Consider the following 15,585-nt stretch of genomic DNA (forward strand, 5'->3'; position numbering starts at 1 on the left):
AAAAATCGGGTGATCGATCTTTATTCGAAGGATGCTTGCTGCTCAACTCAGCAGGTGATTCGGATTTTCGAACGAAAACGGAAGTTCCACGCGGAACGTGCTGCCTTCGCCTTGTCGGCTTTCCACGGAAATGGTGCCGCCCATCACATGCACGAGTTCCTCGCAAATTTTCAGTCCGAGTCCGCTGCCGCCGTATACGCGGGCATGCGAAGCGTCGGTCTGGCTGAATGCTTTGAATAACTTGTCCATATGTTCTTCCGGAATGCCGATCCCCGTATCGCGTACCGAAAACCGCATTGGCGTCAAACCGCTGCTTCGGTCAGCAGGAATTTCTTCCGCGATCAGCGTGATGCTGCCGCTTTGCGTGAACTTGAGCGCGTTGCCGATCAAATTATCCAGCACTTGGCGCAGTCGATGCGGATCGCCGTAAAGACGCTGGCTGTGCAGGCTTTGCGTATCCAAAATCAAATTTAATCCCTTTTCTTCCGCCCGCAAACGATGCGTTTTGACAATCGAATCGAGCACATGCTTCGGATTGAACTCGATGTGCTCAAGCCTGATTCGACCATCGGCGGCTCCGGCAAAATCAAGAGCGTCATTCGCCATGTTCAGCAGCGTATCTCCGCTTCCTTTGGCAATCTCCAAATATTCGCGTACGTCTTCGGGCAGGCTTTCGTCCATCAATACGACATCAATCATGCCCAGCATGCCGTTCATGTTATTGCGCATTTCATGGTTGAGCTTACCCATGAATTCCATCAGCGCACGACTTTGCGAATGTGCCGAACGCGCCGCATGGGTCGCTTCTTCTTCAAGCAGCTTCCTGTCGGTTACATCGTATTGCAAGCCGACAAACAGCACGCACCGTCCTTCCGTATCGAAGATCGGATCAATATTCAGTTCGTTCCAAAACGTACTGCCGTCGCGCCGATAATTCAAGATCTCGGTTCGGACGGGCATGCATTTCGACAACGCTTCGCGAATCTCGCGAGCCGTCTCGCTGCGCGTATCGGCGCCTTGCAAAAAACGACAGTTGCGCCCGATCACCTCTTCGCGCGAATAACCCGTGAGCTGCAAAAAATACTCATTGACGAAAATCAGCGGCTGCTTCGGGTCCGTGGCATCCGTAATCGTGACCGAAGAGCGAAGCTCCCCGATGATATGCGGCCAATCCGGTTTCGAAGCTGGCAAATCATTCATCTTTCGGTTCCCCCTTAGCTGATTTCCTCAATAATGAATCCTGTTCGACCCCATCTCAATCAGCGTACCATATTTGGCTTGTCGGTTGCCAGAACATGTCTTGACAAATCTACGCAATCCCGGCTATGTCCTATATCAGAATTCCATTAAAAAAACGGTTTTTCCGCATGACGGAAAAACCGTTAAAATTCGAAAATTTGAAAAATATTTTAGATATAGTAAGGACGTACGCAGACCGGCTTCGAGACCGAAACCGAGTTGCCCGTCGAAGTCAGGCGTCCTGTTGCTTTGTCTACCTTGAACACGACGATGTTGTTCGCGTCGCGGTTGGCCACGAGCGCATGATCGCCGCTCGGCGTCAGCGCGAAGTGGCGCGGATGGCCGCCTTCAGTCGAAACATGCTCAACCAAAGTCAGCTTCTCGGAAGCTTCGTCGAACGCGTAGACTACGATGCTGTCATGACCGCGGTTGCCGCCGTAGACAAAACGCCCGTCCGCGGAAACCGTGATTTCGGAGCAGCCGTTTTCGCCCGTGTAGTCGGATGGAAGAGTCGGCACGACTTCGATTTCGCTGAGCGACCCGTTTTCCGCATCATAACGATACGAAGCGATGGTCGAGTTCAGCTCGTTGATCACGAACGCGAACTTGCCGCTTGCGTGGAAGGCCAGGTGGCGCGGGCCCGCGCCCTTGGCAGCATGCGTATCGCCTTGAGGAATCAGCTTGCCCGCTTCGCGATCCAGCGAGTACGTGCGAATCAAATCCAGGCCCAGATCCTGAACCAACAGGAACTTCTCGTCCGGACTGAAGAATACGGAGTGTACGCGAGGCGTCGCTCCGTCAACGGATTGATGCGCGGCTACGTCAAGCAGTTCGCCAACGTGGCCGTCGGCTTTCAGCGAAACCAGCCCGGCCATTCCGCCATGGTAGCTCGACACGATCAGGAAGCGATTTTCCGAATCCCGCTGTACGTGGCAGGTCGTGTTCGGAGTCGTGATCGTACGGTTGAATCGGGTCAACGTACCTTCTTCGCTGAACTGGATCATCATGACTTCACCGGCTTTTCCGCTTTCCGTTTTGGTCTCGCCGATCGCATAGATGTGTCGGTTTTCGACATCCACATTCAGAAACGTCGGATTTTTCAGATCGGACGTCTGGTCCAGCAAGCTGAGCTTTCCTTCTTTTTCGTCAAACTCGTACGTGTATACGCCGCTCGTATTTGCCTCGGCATAAGAGCCGACGAAAACGAGCATTTTTTGAACTTGTGTCATGACTATTCCTCCTGATTCTCATTGCCGTAATCCGCAGAAAAGAAACGCCGCGAGCCGCGTTTTCCGCGAATACGGCTTTGTCTCCCGGCGCCTGCCGACGGCTCGGCTAACCGAGCGATATAGGCCAATTATACCGTAAGCCGAAGCAAATCCCAAGCAAAAGAGGCCGGATAGGCCGATTATGCCCGATCCGACCGAGAAGGCTTCTGCTCGTTCGATCGTCGCATGCGGCAAAATTCGAAATCCTTCATGTGCGACAATCGGTTCCGTGGACAGTCCGACCTCGAACTGCGAGAAACCGTCATAAACCGAAATATGCGTTTTCGCCCCCCCCCCTTGTCACATTCAAAGCGCAGCAAACCAAGAAGGACGAACGTTGGAAAAACCGTCGTGATCCCCTGCCAGCCGGTCCACCCATTCGATTGCCGTATTCAATCCGCCATGTTTGTTTTCTGCGGTCTTTGCCAGCAGCGAAACAGCACCTGAAGCAGCATAAAGCGCGTATAGTTCCCAAAATTCGGAGTCCGGCTCTTGGCCGCCATGGTAACCCAGAATTTGTCCCGTGCAAAACAACGTGCTTACTCCGCGGCTGTACAAGCCAAGCCTCGCAAATTCATACAAGGGATCTCCCCAGTCAAAACCGCCGAACCCGACCACGCCTGCAAGTCTGCCTCCATGCACGATCAGATTCGCAGGCTGAAAGCTTCCATGCAGGAAGACGGAAGGACGTGCTGCGGTTAAGTTTGCGCTGGAACATATTTTGGCTGTTGCCGCTTCTACCCCGCGGGAGGTGATACCCTTTGCCTTCAGAAGGTCCAGCTCATGACGTGTGCGGCGTATGTAACGGTTACTCCAAGATTCCGTGCCTTCCGGCGCCGGATAACAGCTGATCCGGCTCAATTCTTCTCCTGCCTGCATCCCCACGCGCAATTGCTGCGGCTTGGGCGAAGCGGGCAATGTGCGCTGCGCATCTGCTCCGTCGATATACGAGACCAGCAGGAAGTACGTGCCCTCCGTCTCCCAACGTCCCATCGCGATCGGCCGAGAACAATGTACCGTCATGGCCTGCATCCGATGTAACGCTTCGAATTCCGAACGTTTGAAAGCAAGTGCAGTCTCGTCAAACAAACGTAATAAGTAAGCTCCGTCATAGCCGTAGAAATGCACCTTGTATTTTCGGTCTGCGGACACTCCGGTTCGAATCGGATATGCTTCGATTATTTCTCCCAGCGGAGCGATGTCGCGACCCAGCAGCTCCGGCACGCGTCCGCTCACGCCATCCTGGCTGCTATTGATCTCATCGGCTTTGTTTAAGTCGTTCAATTTCTCCCCGCTCCCCTCTGTTTATCGTTTAATTGATCTCTCAGCAGCCTGTACAGGGTTCGTATGCGTATAGTCTGAGCTTACTTGGCAGGCTCTTGTTCGTATTCCGACTTCAAAATCCTCATCTCCACGATTTCATGATAGCGCTCTTTGCGAAAATGACGCTGCCGAATACTTCCCTTTTCGTTCGGCACGGCCTCACCGTGCGGGCGTTATAGATTGTGCTTGATTATACGCCGAAAAGGAACGCTTTTGAAGGCAAATAGAGGAAAACGACTTAACGTTTGTGCATGAATGAGGGGAAAATATCATTTTCGGCAGAAAAAATCGCCTTCCGGCAAGAAAGACGATTCATGATGAGGACTGTTCGTATTACAGGCTGCGGACGAAATGCATGGACTCACACTTGATTCTCGGCGCTGCGAGGGAGATTAACGGCTTTGAGTTCGCAGGCAGCGCGGGAGCGGGGGAGGGTATGATCGGGCGGCGTTTCGCTCCGGCTGTTGCGATGACCTTGAACATGGGCGTCGCTCTTTTCCCGGTTTTTCCACGTCGAATCCGGCAAATCTCTTTCGAACTCGCGCTGTTTCGACTTTTAGAGTGTTTATTCGCCATATGCCACGGCCAAATTACCCGTTAACAAAATAAAACGAGAGACAAGCCGTTATCGGCTCGTCTCTCGTTGTGTCCCATCATATACACTTTACCCAGTAGCGTCAACCCTTATTCGCAATTTTATGCTTTTCCGGTTACGCCGACCTTGCGGTACAATTCGTCAAGATGCGACAACGCCCACTCGTCTTCAGGCGCATCTTCTAACCGAAAATTGAGTTCGTCATGGAAATCTTGAATCATGAATTCTTCCGGCGCGCTGCCTAATACTTCGTCGAAATCATATACGGGCAGATCGATCCGTCCTTGAACGGCTCCTTGCAGCCAAGCGATCCAATCCTCCAACCGAAGCACGCCGCGCGCCCAAAGGTCGAACTGCAAGCTAAGTACGTCCTGCATCCGGTCGTAGTCGGTCGCTTCGGCATAACGGCGGGACAACGCGACTGCCAAGTCGAACAATTCGCCATATGCTTCCGCTTCCGCCGCAGACGGTTGACGCTCAAGCCCGCGCATATAATCTTCGACCGCAACCGTTTCTCCCGTATCGTATAACAGCGGCGTATTGGATAACAGCCATAACGCCTGCTGCACGTCGTCTTCCGTCACTTCGCCGCGCTGCGCGGCCTCCACCCACTCTTTAATGTTCATATTGCGTCCTCCATCCATCCCGATACCCGAATCAGGATTACTCCCTTAATATGTTTTTGGCCTTGACTTCCCGTAACCAATCCGGAAATTCTTCGAACAGCCGATCATAAAGCTCTTCGTCGCCGACCGTATCGATATCGTCCAGCGCGAAAAATCCGGCGTTATCCACCATTCGACCCGGCAGATCGTCCAATTTGCGCAGCACCCCGTAATTGGATTCGCCGAGTCCGACAAACTGCCAAAAGATCGGATGCAGCGAACTTTCGATCAACAACCTGGAGATTTTTTTCGTTTCGGCTACGCCTCCGTCGCTGAAGAAAACGACGTACACCGGAATCGAAGGATCGGAATCCTCGACCGTGAACTTTTGAATGACGTCTTGCATGACGGCAGGTTCGTTATTGCGTCCGCCCGCTCCTTTGAACGGATAAACGCGATTGACGTAGCCTTCGTAATCGCTCGCATGAGCCGGCGCCGCGCGCACGAATTCCAACGCAAACATCCACACGTCCAGCGTGCCGTCGTCATCCATATTCGCCGCAATCGCCAGAATGCGCTCGAACGCCCGCTGCACCGTGCCGTTTTTGTAGAGCTTGTTCATCGAACCCGAAGCATCGAATACGACCGCCACTTTCGCTTTTTGACGGGCAATCTGCTTTTTCTCCAGCGAAATCGCGACCTTTTTCTTCAGCAGGTCGATGCGTCCGAGAGGCTGATCAGGCTGCTCTTCCACCGCCGATGATGCAGAAGACGTTAAAGCCGCTGACGGAACGATATCCGGCGAAAACGAAGAAGCTGCGGCGGACGCAACATCGGTCAGCTCATTCTCCGCAGGATCGCCCTCCACATCGACGCCGAACGACTTCGCCAGCGGACCCAGTCCGCCGTCAAAACCTTTTCCGACCGCGCGAAGCTTTACTGATTCTTTATACAGATAAATCTCCGCCAGCACAAGAGCCGCTTCTTTATCCGTTCCCGCAAAAGGACAGGATATGGTTCGCCCGGCGTATTCTACCTTTACAGAGAATCCTTGCACGTCTCCAAAAGTCCCCGATCCGTCCAAGACGGCAGCGAACACGAATTTTTCGACATGCCCTGCTTTAAGACCCGCCAAATCGACTTCGAAAACCGATGCCCGTTCGCCGCTTGCCGTCAATTCGACTTCTCCCAAAGGACTTCGAGGCTGGTTGTAGAAAATGAAATGCGCGTCCGAAGATACGGTTCCGCTCGGGCCCAACATAAAACAGCTTGCGTCAATCGGAGACGGCGATGCCGCCCACTCCAGTATGACCTTCGCTTTGCCCGATGCCCCCAACGTCGTATTCGCGCCTTGAATCAACACTTCCGGCTGCTGCCCCATTCGATCCGCCCCGCTCTCTGAATTTGTGATCGTTTAACGCAGCAGCAAATATAGACCGCCGCCTATGACAAACAACGACAACGCAACTTGAATCACCCGAATCGGAACTTGCATCCCCAAGATCTTCGCCGTTACAATCGATCTCCCTCGGCTGATGGTTCCATATAAAAACCGTAATCCGATTGCAATTACCGCGACTCCCAAAATGAAATCCCACATCTTCGGTTCTCCTTCCGCAAAACTTCGGCAATACGTGCCCGTTTTACATTAGAGCGTTCGATCGTGCAAAAAGTTTGGAGAAATGAACGATTTTTCGATTAAGCAGCTTTACTTTTTCAACCGATGCTCGATCTCCCGAATCCAATGTCCGTCGGGGTCCGCAAGAACCGTATCCCAGCCCAGGCGCCGCGCCGCTTCAAGATTAGACTCCTTATCGTCGACGAAGCAGACATCGGAGCTTTTCAATTTCGTCGCTGCCCACTCGAACAATCGGGGATCAGGCTTCTCGTATCCGACTTCGCTGGAGACCACGATACTGCTTAGGCAATCCTCGATCCCTGAAAAAAGAGGCAAAATCCATCCTGTCACATGGTTGCTGAGAATATGAATATCCGCCCGCTCGCTCCAGCCTTTCAATAATCCGAGCGCCGGAAGCGGCAGCAGCACCTTTTTCAACAGTTCCCGGGCTTCCGAAGCCTGCACGGCCGGACAAGCTTCACCCAACCACAGCCAAAAATTTTCTTCCGTCACGGAACCTCGCCATAATGCGGCACCGATCTCCGCTTTGTAACGCGCGCGCAGATCGGCCCTTTCGATTCCGGCTGCCTGAGCCATGCCGCTCCAGAACGCGTCCAGATTCTCTGCCAAGACGCCGCCTACATCGAATACCAGCTGCGGCTTTTCGCGTTCAAGCTTCACTCTTTTTCTCCCCCGGACCCAGTTTCGCAAATAGATACAGGACCGCGTACATCCCCGCCTGCAACGCCAATATGCCGCCTCCGAACATGATTAAATGACGAACCCATTCCGGATCGCTAAACAGGTCGCGCATGTCCTTCACCATCATGAGCGGATTACCGATTACGTCCCAGCTGTTCCAGCGTACGAAACGCCCCATATACACGCCGAAGCTCGACAGCAGCAGGACGATACCCGCAAAAATAATGCTTTTCAACCCGCCGAACGCGCGCTCGACCAGACGATGCACCGAATACAGCGCTGCGCAGGCAATCAGCAATCCCAGCATGGAAGCGAGCAGCATGGGAAGCAGATGGCGCCAGAATCCAATATCTCCCCAATACCGATCCTGCGGATCAAACGAGTAAATACGGAACACATGCAGCAGATCGGTCAATAGATAGGTCGCATTGGGCAGGAAAAACAGCCAAGTCAATCCGCCCAGGCCCAATAATACGGTACGCATCGTTCCTTTTTTCAACAGAGACAGCAGATCCAATCCGACAGCGGCAGCTGCAGGAATCCAAGCCAGGAAAAAGTTCCATAGCATGAACCGATAGGGTCGTCCTCCGGCTCCGTTTTGGATATCCAATAACACAGCCAGATCAATGATCGTCAGCAGCAGTAACGTAAGCCAAATATAAAGTTTCCATGGATATTGCAGCGTTTTGAGTTTATTCACGAATTCCTCCTACCCGGCACGAACAGCCAATCTTACTCTCTCCGCGCCGTCATGTACAATCGATACCAGTCTTCCCGGCTCATCCGATCCGCTTCGCGCTGGGCATCCCGGCAAGCTTCGATTCGTTCCGGGTTCATCGTGCCGATTACAGGCTGAATATGCGCGGGATGCTTCATCAGCCAGGCCAGCACGATGGCTTCGCGCGCAACGCCTCTCTCTTCAGCCATTCGAGCAACCAGTTCGGCTGTTTTTTGCACATGCTCAGGCTCGCCGCTGACATCGCGCCCCGTAAACTTCCCTTGCGCAAGAGGTCCCCAAGCCTGAAGCTGAACCTTTTCCGAGCGGCTGTATTCCATCAATCCATCCGAGAAATGAACCTGCGTTCCCCGGGTTTGATTGACGCGCACGGTCTCTTCCACAAAGTCCAGCCGACCAAGCCCCATTTCCAACTGATTGACGATCAGCCGATCGGTCAGCTCGCTTTCGATAAACCGGATTTGAGCGACGCTCATGTTGGATACGCCGAAGTAACGCACTTTGCCGGAAGCTTTCAGTTTGGCGAACGCCTCGGCAATTTCCTCCGGCTCCATCAACGGATCGGGACGGTGCAGCAGCAAGATATCAAGGTAATCCGTCCCCAACCGTTTGAGCGATCCGTCGACCGATTCCAGAATATGATCCCGCGAAAAGTCGAACAAAGACGGCAGGCCGTCCCCTTCCAGACCGATCCCGCATTTGGATTGCAGCACGATCTCGTCGCGCAGACCCGGTCTTGCTTTTAAGATGCGACCGAAAGCCTCCTCGGATTTGCCGCGCGTGTAGATGTCTGCATGATCGAACATATTAATGCCGATCGACAAGGCTGCCTCCACGGCCGCTTCCGACAGCTTGACTCTTTCTTCCGTCAGCGAAGAATGATCCCACTCCCCGCCGAACGGCATGCAACCCAGTACCAGTCGGCTAGCGGGAATTCCTCTTGCGTTCAATGGCATACTCTTCATGATCGTTTCCTCCCGGATTGAGTAAGTTGGATGGAGCAAGTTAAATCGAGACGCGCGTTTGTTCCAACAATCGCTTGACGATGCCGATCACCGTGCCGGGCTTATCCACCTGCACATGATGGCCGCTGCCGCCTGCTTCGATCAGGCGACCGGACTCGGACAGATGCTGCATTTTGACCGCGGTATCGTATAAGGTACGTTCGACTTGCTGGCGCAAAGTCGCTTTTCGCGTTCTTCCCGGCAAATATACGCCTGCTTTGACGACTGCGAGCGGGAGACGCGCAAAACGCGAATGCGGCACGCTGCCCGTCTCGCCTACAAAGCAGTCATACTCGCTTTCAGCAGCTTCCATGCTGTTTGCGCTGAATACCCGCTCCCACATCGCATCGCGGGACGCTTGCGGCAGCTTTGCGACAAACTTGCCAAAGCCGGGAATCCAGTGACGTCGTGCCAACCAAGGCAGCACGCCGATTCGGGCAGCCCATTTGGCGAAGCCGTATAAGCGAACGCTGAATTTTTGCCTTTTCAAATGCGGAATAGGGAAATTCCCCCGAATCTCGTCTTCATGCGAAGCATCGATCAGGACCAGGGCCGCCACGTCTTCCGGATAACGCTCCGCGTACAATCTCGCATAAAACCCACCTAATGAATGACCGACCAGAATGAACGGACGCGCGATCTCCAAGCGTTCCACGAGTTTGCGCAAATCTTCCACGCAGCGGTCGCTTGTACGCGGCAATGCCCCCGGCTCGCTGAACCCGTATCCCGCCCGATCATATGCCAATGTCTGGGTTAGCTCCGCAAGCTCCGGACACACCAACGCCCAGACCTCGGAAGAAACGCCGCACCCATGTTCAAAAACAACAGGAGGATATGCAGTGTTCGGCGTTCCGGAAAGCTGCGCATGAAGGCCGTCCACCATCTGCCTTGAGGGAAGAAGCGAGCGCGTTTTATTCGGATTATTCATTGGCTCTCCCCCCAGTGAACGGAAGTATTTCGATAGAATGACTTCCGCTTCGTTATGATTGCTCTATTATACTACGCCCTTCGCGCAAAGGACGAATTCGCAGCACCGGACACTTCCCCGCCTGATTTTTGCATGAACTCATGAACTTTTTTGCCCGTTCCAGCGTCTAAAAGAACAAAATCGGTCTAATTAAGAGAGGAAGCACCGTAAAGCATGTACAATAAAAGATAACGGCGCTATTCGAATTCCCGTGCAATTTAGGAGGTTATCATGACATATTCACAGTCCAACAAGTCGCATGACGCGGCATTTAAAAATAAACAAAACCTGCGGAAGGCGAAACTCATCCCCTTGCCTGCAAAGCGTTTCGCCATAGCGTTATGCGTACCGTTCCTTTTGTTGCCCGCAACCATCACGCCTGCTTATGCAGCAGCAACCGCGCAGCAGCAAAACGAAAACGGGTCTGAGGAGAAAACTACGCTTAACCTTCCTGCTCCTTATTTCAAGACAAGGCCTAACGCTCAGGATCGCAGTTCGCTCGGCGTCAGCTATTACGGAGAGACAGGCTCGATCTTGAAGACAACGGACGTTTCGGGCGAGCTGCTTCAGGTCCAAACGTCTTTCGGCGAGCAAGTGCATGTGCCAATCTGGTACACGGAAAGTCGATCTGCCGACACCGAAAGCATCAAACCGATCATTCTTCATTTGAAACCGGAAGCCGCCCTGCATCTGTTCCCCGACAGCGAAAGCGCATGGCCTGCCGAATATGCCGCATCCGGTGCGATATCGGCTGTTCGATCCGGCGATTGGTACGGAATCACGCTGCCTGCCGATCCGGGTTATGCCAATGGCTCGGTTGTTCGTCCAGCACTGCTCTGGGTAGAAAAAAGTCAGATTCAGAGTACGCAAAAACCGATATCCGGACTTTTGTCCGCTGACTCGACCGTACCGACGGCTATGGTTCGCAGCATAACGGAGACATCGCTTCAGATCGGTACCACGCAAGCAGAGACGCTGGATCTGCTTGGCGAACCCTATTCCCGTACGCCATTGTCTCATTCCGAAACTCAGACAAAAAGCAGCGAAGGGGAACGAGGCGAGAAATGGCGGTACGAACGCAGCGATGCCCAGTTAACCCTCTCCTTCGGAGTAGATGGCAAGCTGCTGGGCTGGAACTGGATTCTCCCGACCTCCGAAGCCGCTCAGGCAGGCGTGAATTCCAATCAGCCGCCTTATGCGTTCAGCTATGATTTTCGAATCCTGCCTCCTGTAGCCTCAGCCTCGCCGGAGCTGCTGTGGCAGAGCGAATCCAAGCTTGATGCCCAATATCTGCTGGCTGCTTCGGAAAAGGTGTTGGTGATGCAAGAAGACGACGGTTATGTTAGCGGCAGTCATCTGGAAGGCGGTATCTACGCGGTTGATCGTACCAGCGGCCAACGGCTATGGAGTCGCGACGCGGGCTATGGTTCGATCCATGCCCTGATTAGCCGCGATGAACGATCCGCCCTCGTTTTTACAGGATCCGACCCGGAAAAGGATGAAAAGCCTATGCTGCGCAGCATTCGACTGCGCGACGGTGCTGTACGCTGGAGCCGCGAAGTCGAACAAACGAATTCGGGTGCATCCACCCCATTGTTTGCAGCGGGCACCTCAGTCATATCGGCTATTCAGCCAAACGAAACGCAAAAAGGTCTGCTGACCGTTATGTCCCAACACTCCGGTTCAGTGCGTTGGACGAAGGAGTTTGCTGATCCTTATCAGATCTTGAACCAGGGCTCCGATGATCCGTATATCTTGATTCGGCAAGGTCGCTGGATACAAGCCCTTGACCCGAACAGCGGACAAGCCGTCTGGAGTCTTAAAGCCGATGAAAACACGGCAGTTGACCCGCAGGCTGCTTCCGATCTGTTCAGCGGCCAGCTTGCAAGCCCGTTCGATACCGACCAGAGCCTTCGCTGGGTCGCATTGGGGAAAGACCGCGTGCGCTTGAACGCCTCGACCGGCGAGATCACCGGACGTTATCCGATTTCGGAAAACGAACAAGTCGATGAATTGGGTGACGATTATCTGTTGATTCGCCGCACACTCGACTCCTCCGCCTACTCGTCCGGCTCGTTATTCGAAACGGTGCTGTACGACGTGAAGTCGGAACGCGAACTATGGAGCATTGCCGGCCAAGCAGACCGACCGCTGCTCGATCAAGATCGGATGTTCGTGCTCTGGAACGGCATTCCTGCAGCGCTATCCGTTGAAGACGGACAACCTATGTGGAAAACAGAGACAGCGGAATTTGCATTGGGCAGCCTTCGCGGTTCTGCGCCGGCCGGAAGCTTCCTCCGGTTCGAGGACAACCTTCTTTTGCCTTACGGACCCGATCTCTTGGCGATCGACGCCCAGACCGGAGAGCTGCTTCGACGAATCGACGGCGTTTCGACGCTGTATAACGAGTCGAATGCTCAACTGATGCGCAACCATTTCCTCAATCGCGATAGGGATACGATTTATGTCGGATCAGCTAACGGACGCTTTTCCGCGATCTCGACCGAAGCGTTAAGCCGCGTGCTCCATAGCGAGGAATCCGCTGTCTCCGCAGATTAAAAGAACCTGAAAAACGGACGATAAAATTTAATCCGGGACTCATCTTTTTTTCCGCGGGAGGCGTATAATAGAAACAAGACCTACCGCACCTCACCCCAAATTTCGAGGAGGGACCGTTATGACAGGCAGATCAAATCATTCTTTGTGGATGACCGAGTTTTTACTCAGTCCGGACCCCGTCAAAGAGCAGCGCATCCGAGAAGTCGAACGGGAGGATAACCCGGAGTTAATGCATAGTATTCAATTTCATTTGGCGTTGCGCGATCAGGTATATCTGCTTCGCAGAAGAAGCCGCCGCCGAATCGGATAGCCGAAATATCTGTACGTTTCCGTGAAAGGTACTGGTTATGAAGGAGACGCTGCAGGGGAAATTCGTTCAAGACGCTGTCTCGCGAAAAAAGCTTCCAGCTTTCCTCGCTCAAAGGCGTCTTTCACTGAATTTCCCCCTCCGCTCGGCTCCACTCATCAAGCACGTTTCCCAGAATCCGGCCCGTTATTTAAACGGGCTTTAAGCATGTTGTGAAAGTTCAACGCAGCTGGAAACGAGAAGACGGAGAGAGAAATTCAGTGAAAAATGCCTTTGAACTTGGAAAACTTCTACTCAAATTTTATTCCAGTTTTCCAAGTGAGACAGCATTTCGAACGGATTTCTCTCGGAGTCTTCTCGTTTCCTACGCCGAAGTGACGTTAACGATAGAAGAAGCCCGTTGTGTAACGGGCTTTTTATGATGGAGAAAACAAATCCGTAAATTGAAGAAAGATTGTCACATTTAGACGTAAAGTGTGTTATGTTTTTCACTTTTTTTTGCGGGGAGTTTATTTTTTAGCGTATACTGGATAGCGGAACGAAATTTCGGGAGGGAACCGAATAGATGAATACGAAACGGAATCAAACGATCGCGATCATAGGCGGAAGCGTGGCGGTAGTTGCCATTTTGGCGCTGGTTATTTTCCTGGTGTACGAACGCTCGACGCCGCAGGAAAATCCGTTTAATTTGCAAATGGGTCAAACGTTGAATGCAGACGAGACGGGCGTAACGGATAACGCGACATCTTTCAGCCGGACCAAGCCGATTTATGCGATTGCCGATTATCCGGAAGAAGGCGTAACGCTTGACCATACCGCAATCTTGTCCGTCATTTCCGAAAGCAGCGGCGAAGTGATTCAAAAGCTGCAAGTCGAAGAAGACGCCTCGACCAAGCAGCTGCGCATGGATCTGGAAAACGCGGATTGGGAACCGGGAATCTACGAACTGACCTTCGCCCGCAGCGGAACGGTGGTCGGCACGATCAACTTCTCGCTGCACGAATAAGGGGCCTGTCGATGAATGTCCGCCGTTGATGGAACCTTTTTCCGATATGCAAAAAACGCATGCCTTTCCGGCATGCGTTTTTTTGTAGTACAATAAGCCCCGAGACGATTGTACAAGGAGGCCTATTTTTACCTGATGAACAACTATACAACTTATTTCCAACAAAACCGCGACAAACATCTCGGCGAGCTGAAAGAATGGCTGTCCATTCCTAGCATCTCCGCGCTGTCCGCGCACAAAGAAGACGTATTGCGTGCCGCGCAGTGGCTGAAGGACGCCCTGGTGCGTGCCGGCCTTGAGAACGTAACGCTGCATGAAACGGCAGGACATCCGATCTTGACGGCCGATCATCTGCATGCGGAAGGCGCGCCGACGCTGCTGATCTACGGCCACTACGACGTTCAGCCGGTCGATCCGCTCAATCTGTGGGATACCCCTCCATTCGAGCCGAACGAACGCGACGGCAAGCTTTACGCCCGCGGCGCAACGGACGATAAAGGTCAAGTTTTCCTGCACGTGAAGGCGCTTGAAGCGATTCTCGCGCAAGAAGGCAAACTTCCGGTCAACGTGAAGCTGTGCATCGAAGGCGAAGAAGAAGTATCCAGTCCGAACCTGGTAGAATTCCTGGATGCCAACGCGACGGCTCTTGCAGCCGATGCGGTTCTGATCTCGGACACTTCCCTGCTCGAACGCGGCAAGCCTGCGATCAGTACGGGACTGCGCGGATTGTGCTCGCTCGAAATCGCTTTGAACACCGCGAATACCGACCTGCACTCCGGTTCGTTCGGCGGCGGCGTTCCGAACGCCTTGCACGCCATCGTGAGCCTGCTGAATTCGCTGCACGACGAAAAAACAGGCCGAGTGCTAGTCGAAGGATTCTACGACGACGTCCTGCCGCTGACCGACGAGCTTCGCGGCGAACTGGTCAAAATGCAGTACGACGAAGAAAAACTGCGCAGCGATCTCGGTCTCGAAGCGCTGTTCGGTGAAGAAGGCTACTCCTTCCTCGAATGCACCGGCGTACGCCCGACGCTTGAACTGAACGGCGTTTACGGCGGCTTCCAGGGCGAAGGCACGAAAACCGTGATTCCGAAAGAAGCTCACGCGAAAATCACCTGCCGGCTGGTTGCCAACCAAGACCCGCAGGATATCCTGAACAAAATCGAACGTCACCTGCATGCCCACACTCCGGTCGGCGCCAAGCTGACGCTCGTACCGGGAGAAAAAGCATTCGCGTTCAACATCGACCCGACGCATCCGTTCCTGCAAAAAGCGGCCGACGCTTACGAAGCCGTATACGGTACTCGCGCCCTATTCACCAAAGACGGCGGCTCCATCCCGATCATCGAAGCCTTCTCCCGCGTCCTTGAAGCTCCGGTCGTCCTGATGGGCTTCGGTCTTCCCGACGAAAACCTGCATGCCCCTAACGAACACTTCAACCTGGAGAACTTCGATAAAGGCCTGCTGACGCTCGTGCATTATTTGAAAAGCGTTTAAGTAAATCGAATAGGACTTATTCTTGCTAACACAAAAACCGTTCCCTTTTGAGGAACGGTTTTTGGCTGTTCAGCCAGATCCTTTTCGTTTTTAGCAAGGGGTTGCGAAGCAGAGGAGGAATCCAGTGCAGGCAAGACTTTCGGAGAAAGTCACTTCGGG

Annotated in this window: 14 protein-coding genes; 4 read left to right on the forward strand and 10 right to left on the reverse strand. The window is 53.3% G+C overall.

Features of this window, described 5'->3' with window-relative positions:
- Positions 1-42: 42 nt before the first annotated feature.
- The 10 genes from HRQ63_RS06925 to HRQ63_RS06970 all read right to left on the reverse strand — a co-directional run bounded on the left by HRQ63_RS06925 (position 43) and on the right by HRQ63_RS06970 (position 10,018).
- Positions 43-1,200, reverse strand: a complete 1,158-nt coding sequence (locus tag HRQ63_RS06925; RefSeq protein ID WP_172241152.1) for an ATP-binding protein — start codon at positions 1,198-1,200, stop codon at positions 43-45.
- A gap of 209 nt (positions 1,201-1,409) precedes the next feature.
- Complete coding sequence (locus HRQ63_RS06930; RefSeq protein WP_172241155.1) at positions 1,410-2,468, reverse strand: lactonase family protein; 1,059 nt, start codon at positions 2,466-2,468, stop codon at positions 1,410-1,412.
- A gap of 345 nt (positions 2,469-2,813) precedes the next feature.
- Complete coding sequence (locus HRQ63_RS06935) at positions 2,814-3,791, reverse strand: phosphotransferase family protein (RefSeq protein WP_172241158.1); 978 nt, start codon at positions 3,789-3,791, stop codon at positions 2,814-2,816.
- A gap of 735 nt (positions 3,792-4,526) precedes the next feature.
- Complete coding sequence (locus HRQ63_RS06940; RefSeq protein WP_172241161.1) at positions 4,527-5,051, reverse strand: hypothetical protein; 525 nt, start codon at positions 5,049-5,051, stop codon at positions 4,527-4,529.
- A 37-nt stretch (positions 5,052-5,088) separates the two neighbouring features.
- Complete coding sequence (locus HRQ63_RS06945) at positions 5,089-6,411, reverse strand: vWA domain-containing protein (RefSeq protein ID WP_172241164.1); 1,323 nt, start codon at positions 6,409-6,411, stop codon at positions 5,089-5,091.
- A 33-nt stretch (positions 6,412-6,444) separates the two neighbouring features.
- On the reverse strand, positions 6,445-6,630 hold the full coding sequence (locus HRQ63_RS06950; RefSeq protein WP_172241167.1) for a hypothetical protein: 186 nt from the start codon (positions 6,628-6,630) through the stop codon (positions 6,445-6,447).
- Positions 6,631-6,738: 108 nt separating this feature from the next.
- Positions 6,739-7,329 carry an HAD family hydrolase gene (locus HRQ63_RS06955; protein ID WP_172241170.1) on the reverse strand — a complete coding sequence of 197 codons (591 nt, stop codon included), beginning with the start codon at positions 7,327-7,329 and terminating at the stop codon, positions 6,739-6,741.
- Positions 7,319-8,050, reverse strand: a complete 732-nt coding sequence (locus tag HRQ63_RS06960) for a DUF1361 domain-containing protein (protein WP_172241173.1) — start codon at positions 8,048-8,050, stop codon at positions 7,319-7,321. The genes HRQ63_RS06955 and HRQ63_RS06960 overlap by 11 nt, the downstream gene beginning before the upstream one ends.
- A 32-nt stretch (positions 8,051-8,082) precedes the next feature.
- Positions 8,083-9,051, reverse strand: a complete 969-nt coding sequence (locus HRQ63_RS06965; protein WP_172241176.1) for an aldo/keto reductase — start codon at positions 9,049-9,051, stop codon at positions 8,083-8,085.
- Between the two features lie 40 nt (positions 9,052-9,091).
- Positions 9,092-10,018 carry an alpha/beta fold hydrolase gene (locus HRQ63_RS06970; protein WP_172241179.1) on the reverse strand — a complete coding sequence of 309 codons (927 nt, stop codon included), beginning with the start codon at positions 10,016-10,018 and terminating at the stop codon, positions 9,092-9,094.
- Between the two features lie 270 nt (positions 10,019-10,288).
- Between HRQ63_RS06970 and HRQ63_RS06975 the strand changes: the two genes are divergently transcribed.
- The 4 genes from HRQ63_RS06975 to HRQ63_RS06990 all read left to right on the forward strand — a co-directional run bounded on the left by HRQ63_RS06975 (position 10,289) and on the right by HRQ63_RS06990 (position 15,426).
- Entirely contained in the window at positions 10,289-12,616 is a 2,328-nt protein-coding gene (locus HRQ63_RS06975) for an outer membrane protein assembly factor BamB family protein (RefSeq protein WP_172241182.1), read from the forward strand.
- 118 nt (positions 12,617-12,734) lie between these two features.
- On the forward strand, positions 12,735-12,926 hold the full coding sequence (locus tag HRQ63_RS06980; RefSeq protein ID WP_172241185.1) for a hypothetical protein: 192 nt from the start codon (positions 12,735-12,737) through the stop codon (positions 12,924-12,926).
- Between the two features lie 562 nt (positions 12,927-13,488).
- Positions 13,489-13,929 (forward strand): hypothetical protein, encoded by a 441-nt coding sequence (locus HRQ63_RS06985; protein WP_172241188.1) that lies wholly within the window; start codon positions 13,489-13,491, stop codon positions 13,927-13,929.
- Positions 13,930-14,064: 135 nt separating this feature from the next.
- Complete coding sequence (locus tag HRQ63_RS06990; RefSeq protein ID WP_172241191.1) at positions 14,065-15,426, forward strand: dipeptidase; 1,362 nt, start codon at positions 14,065-14,067, stop codon at positions 15,424-15,426.
- The last annotated feature ends 159 nt before the right edge of the window (positions 15,427-15,585 follow it).

This window comes from Saccharibacillus endophyticus (genome assembly GCF_013185185.1).
GTDB classification, from domain to species: Bacteria; Bacillota; Bacilli; order Paenibacillales; family Paenibacillaceae; genus Saccharibacillus; species Saccharibacillus endophyticus.

Excerpts from the sequence above, each read along its gene's own strand:
- HRQ63_RS06980 (WP_172241185.1), top strand. The coding sequence starts at position 12,735 with ATGACAGGCAGATCAAATCATTCTTTGTGGATGACCGAGTTTTTACTC.
- HRQ63_RS06975 (WP_172241182.1), top strand. The coding sequence starts at position 10,289 with ATGACATATTCACAGTCCAACAAGTCGCATGACGCGGCATTTAAAAAT.
- HRQ63_RS06965 (WP_172241176.1), bottom strand. The coding sequence starts at position 9,051 with ATGAAGAGTATGCCATTGAACGCAAGAGGAATTCCCGCTAGCCGACTG.
- HRQ63_RS06990 (WP_172241191.1), top strand. The coding sequence starts at position 14,065 with ATGAACAACTATACAACTTATTTCCAACAAAACCGCGACAAACATCTC.
- HRQ63_RS06950 (WP_172241167.1), bottom strand. The coding sequence starts at position 6,630 with ATGTGGGATTTCATTTTGGGAGTCGCGGTAATTGCAATCGGATTACGG.
- HRQ63_RS06930 (WP_172241155.1), bottom strand. The coding sequence starts at position 2,468 with ATGACACAAGTTCAAAAAATGCTCGTTTTCGTCGGCTCTTATGCCGAG.
- HRQ63_RS06970 (WP_172241179.1), bottom strand. The coding sequence starts at position 10,018 with ATGAATAATCCGAATAAAACGCGCTCGCTTCTTCCCTCAAGGCAGATG.
- HRQ63_RS06945 (WP_172241164.1), bottom strand. The coding sequence starts at position 6,411 with ATGGGGCAGCAGCCGGAAGTGTTGATTCAAGGCGCGAATACGACGTTG.
- HRQ63_RS06940 (WP_172241161.1), bottom strand. The coding sequence starts at position 5,051 with ATGAACATTAAAGAGTGGGTGGAGGCCGCGCAGCGCGGCGAAGTGACG.
- HRQ63_RS06925 (WP_172241152.1), bottom strand. The coding sequence starts at position 1,200 with ATGAATGATTTGCCAGCTTCGAAACCGGATTGGCCGCATATCATCGGG.
- HRQ63_RS06985 (WP_172241188.1), top strand. The coding sequence starts at position 13,489 with ATGAATACGAAACGGAATCAAACGATCGCGATCATAGGCGGAAGCGTG.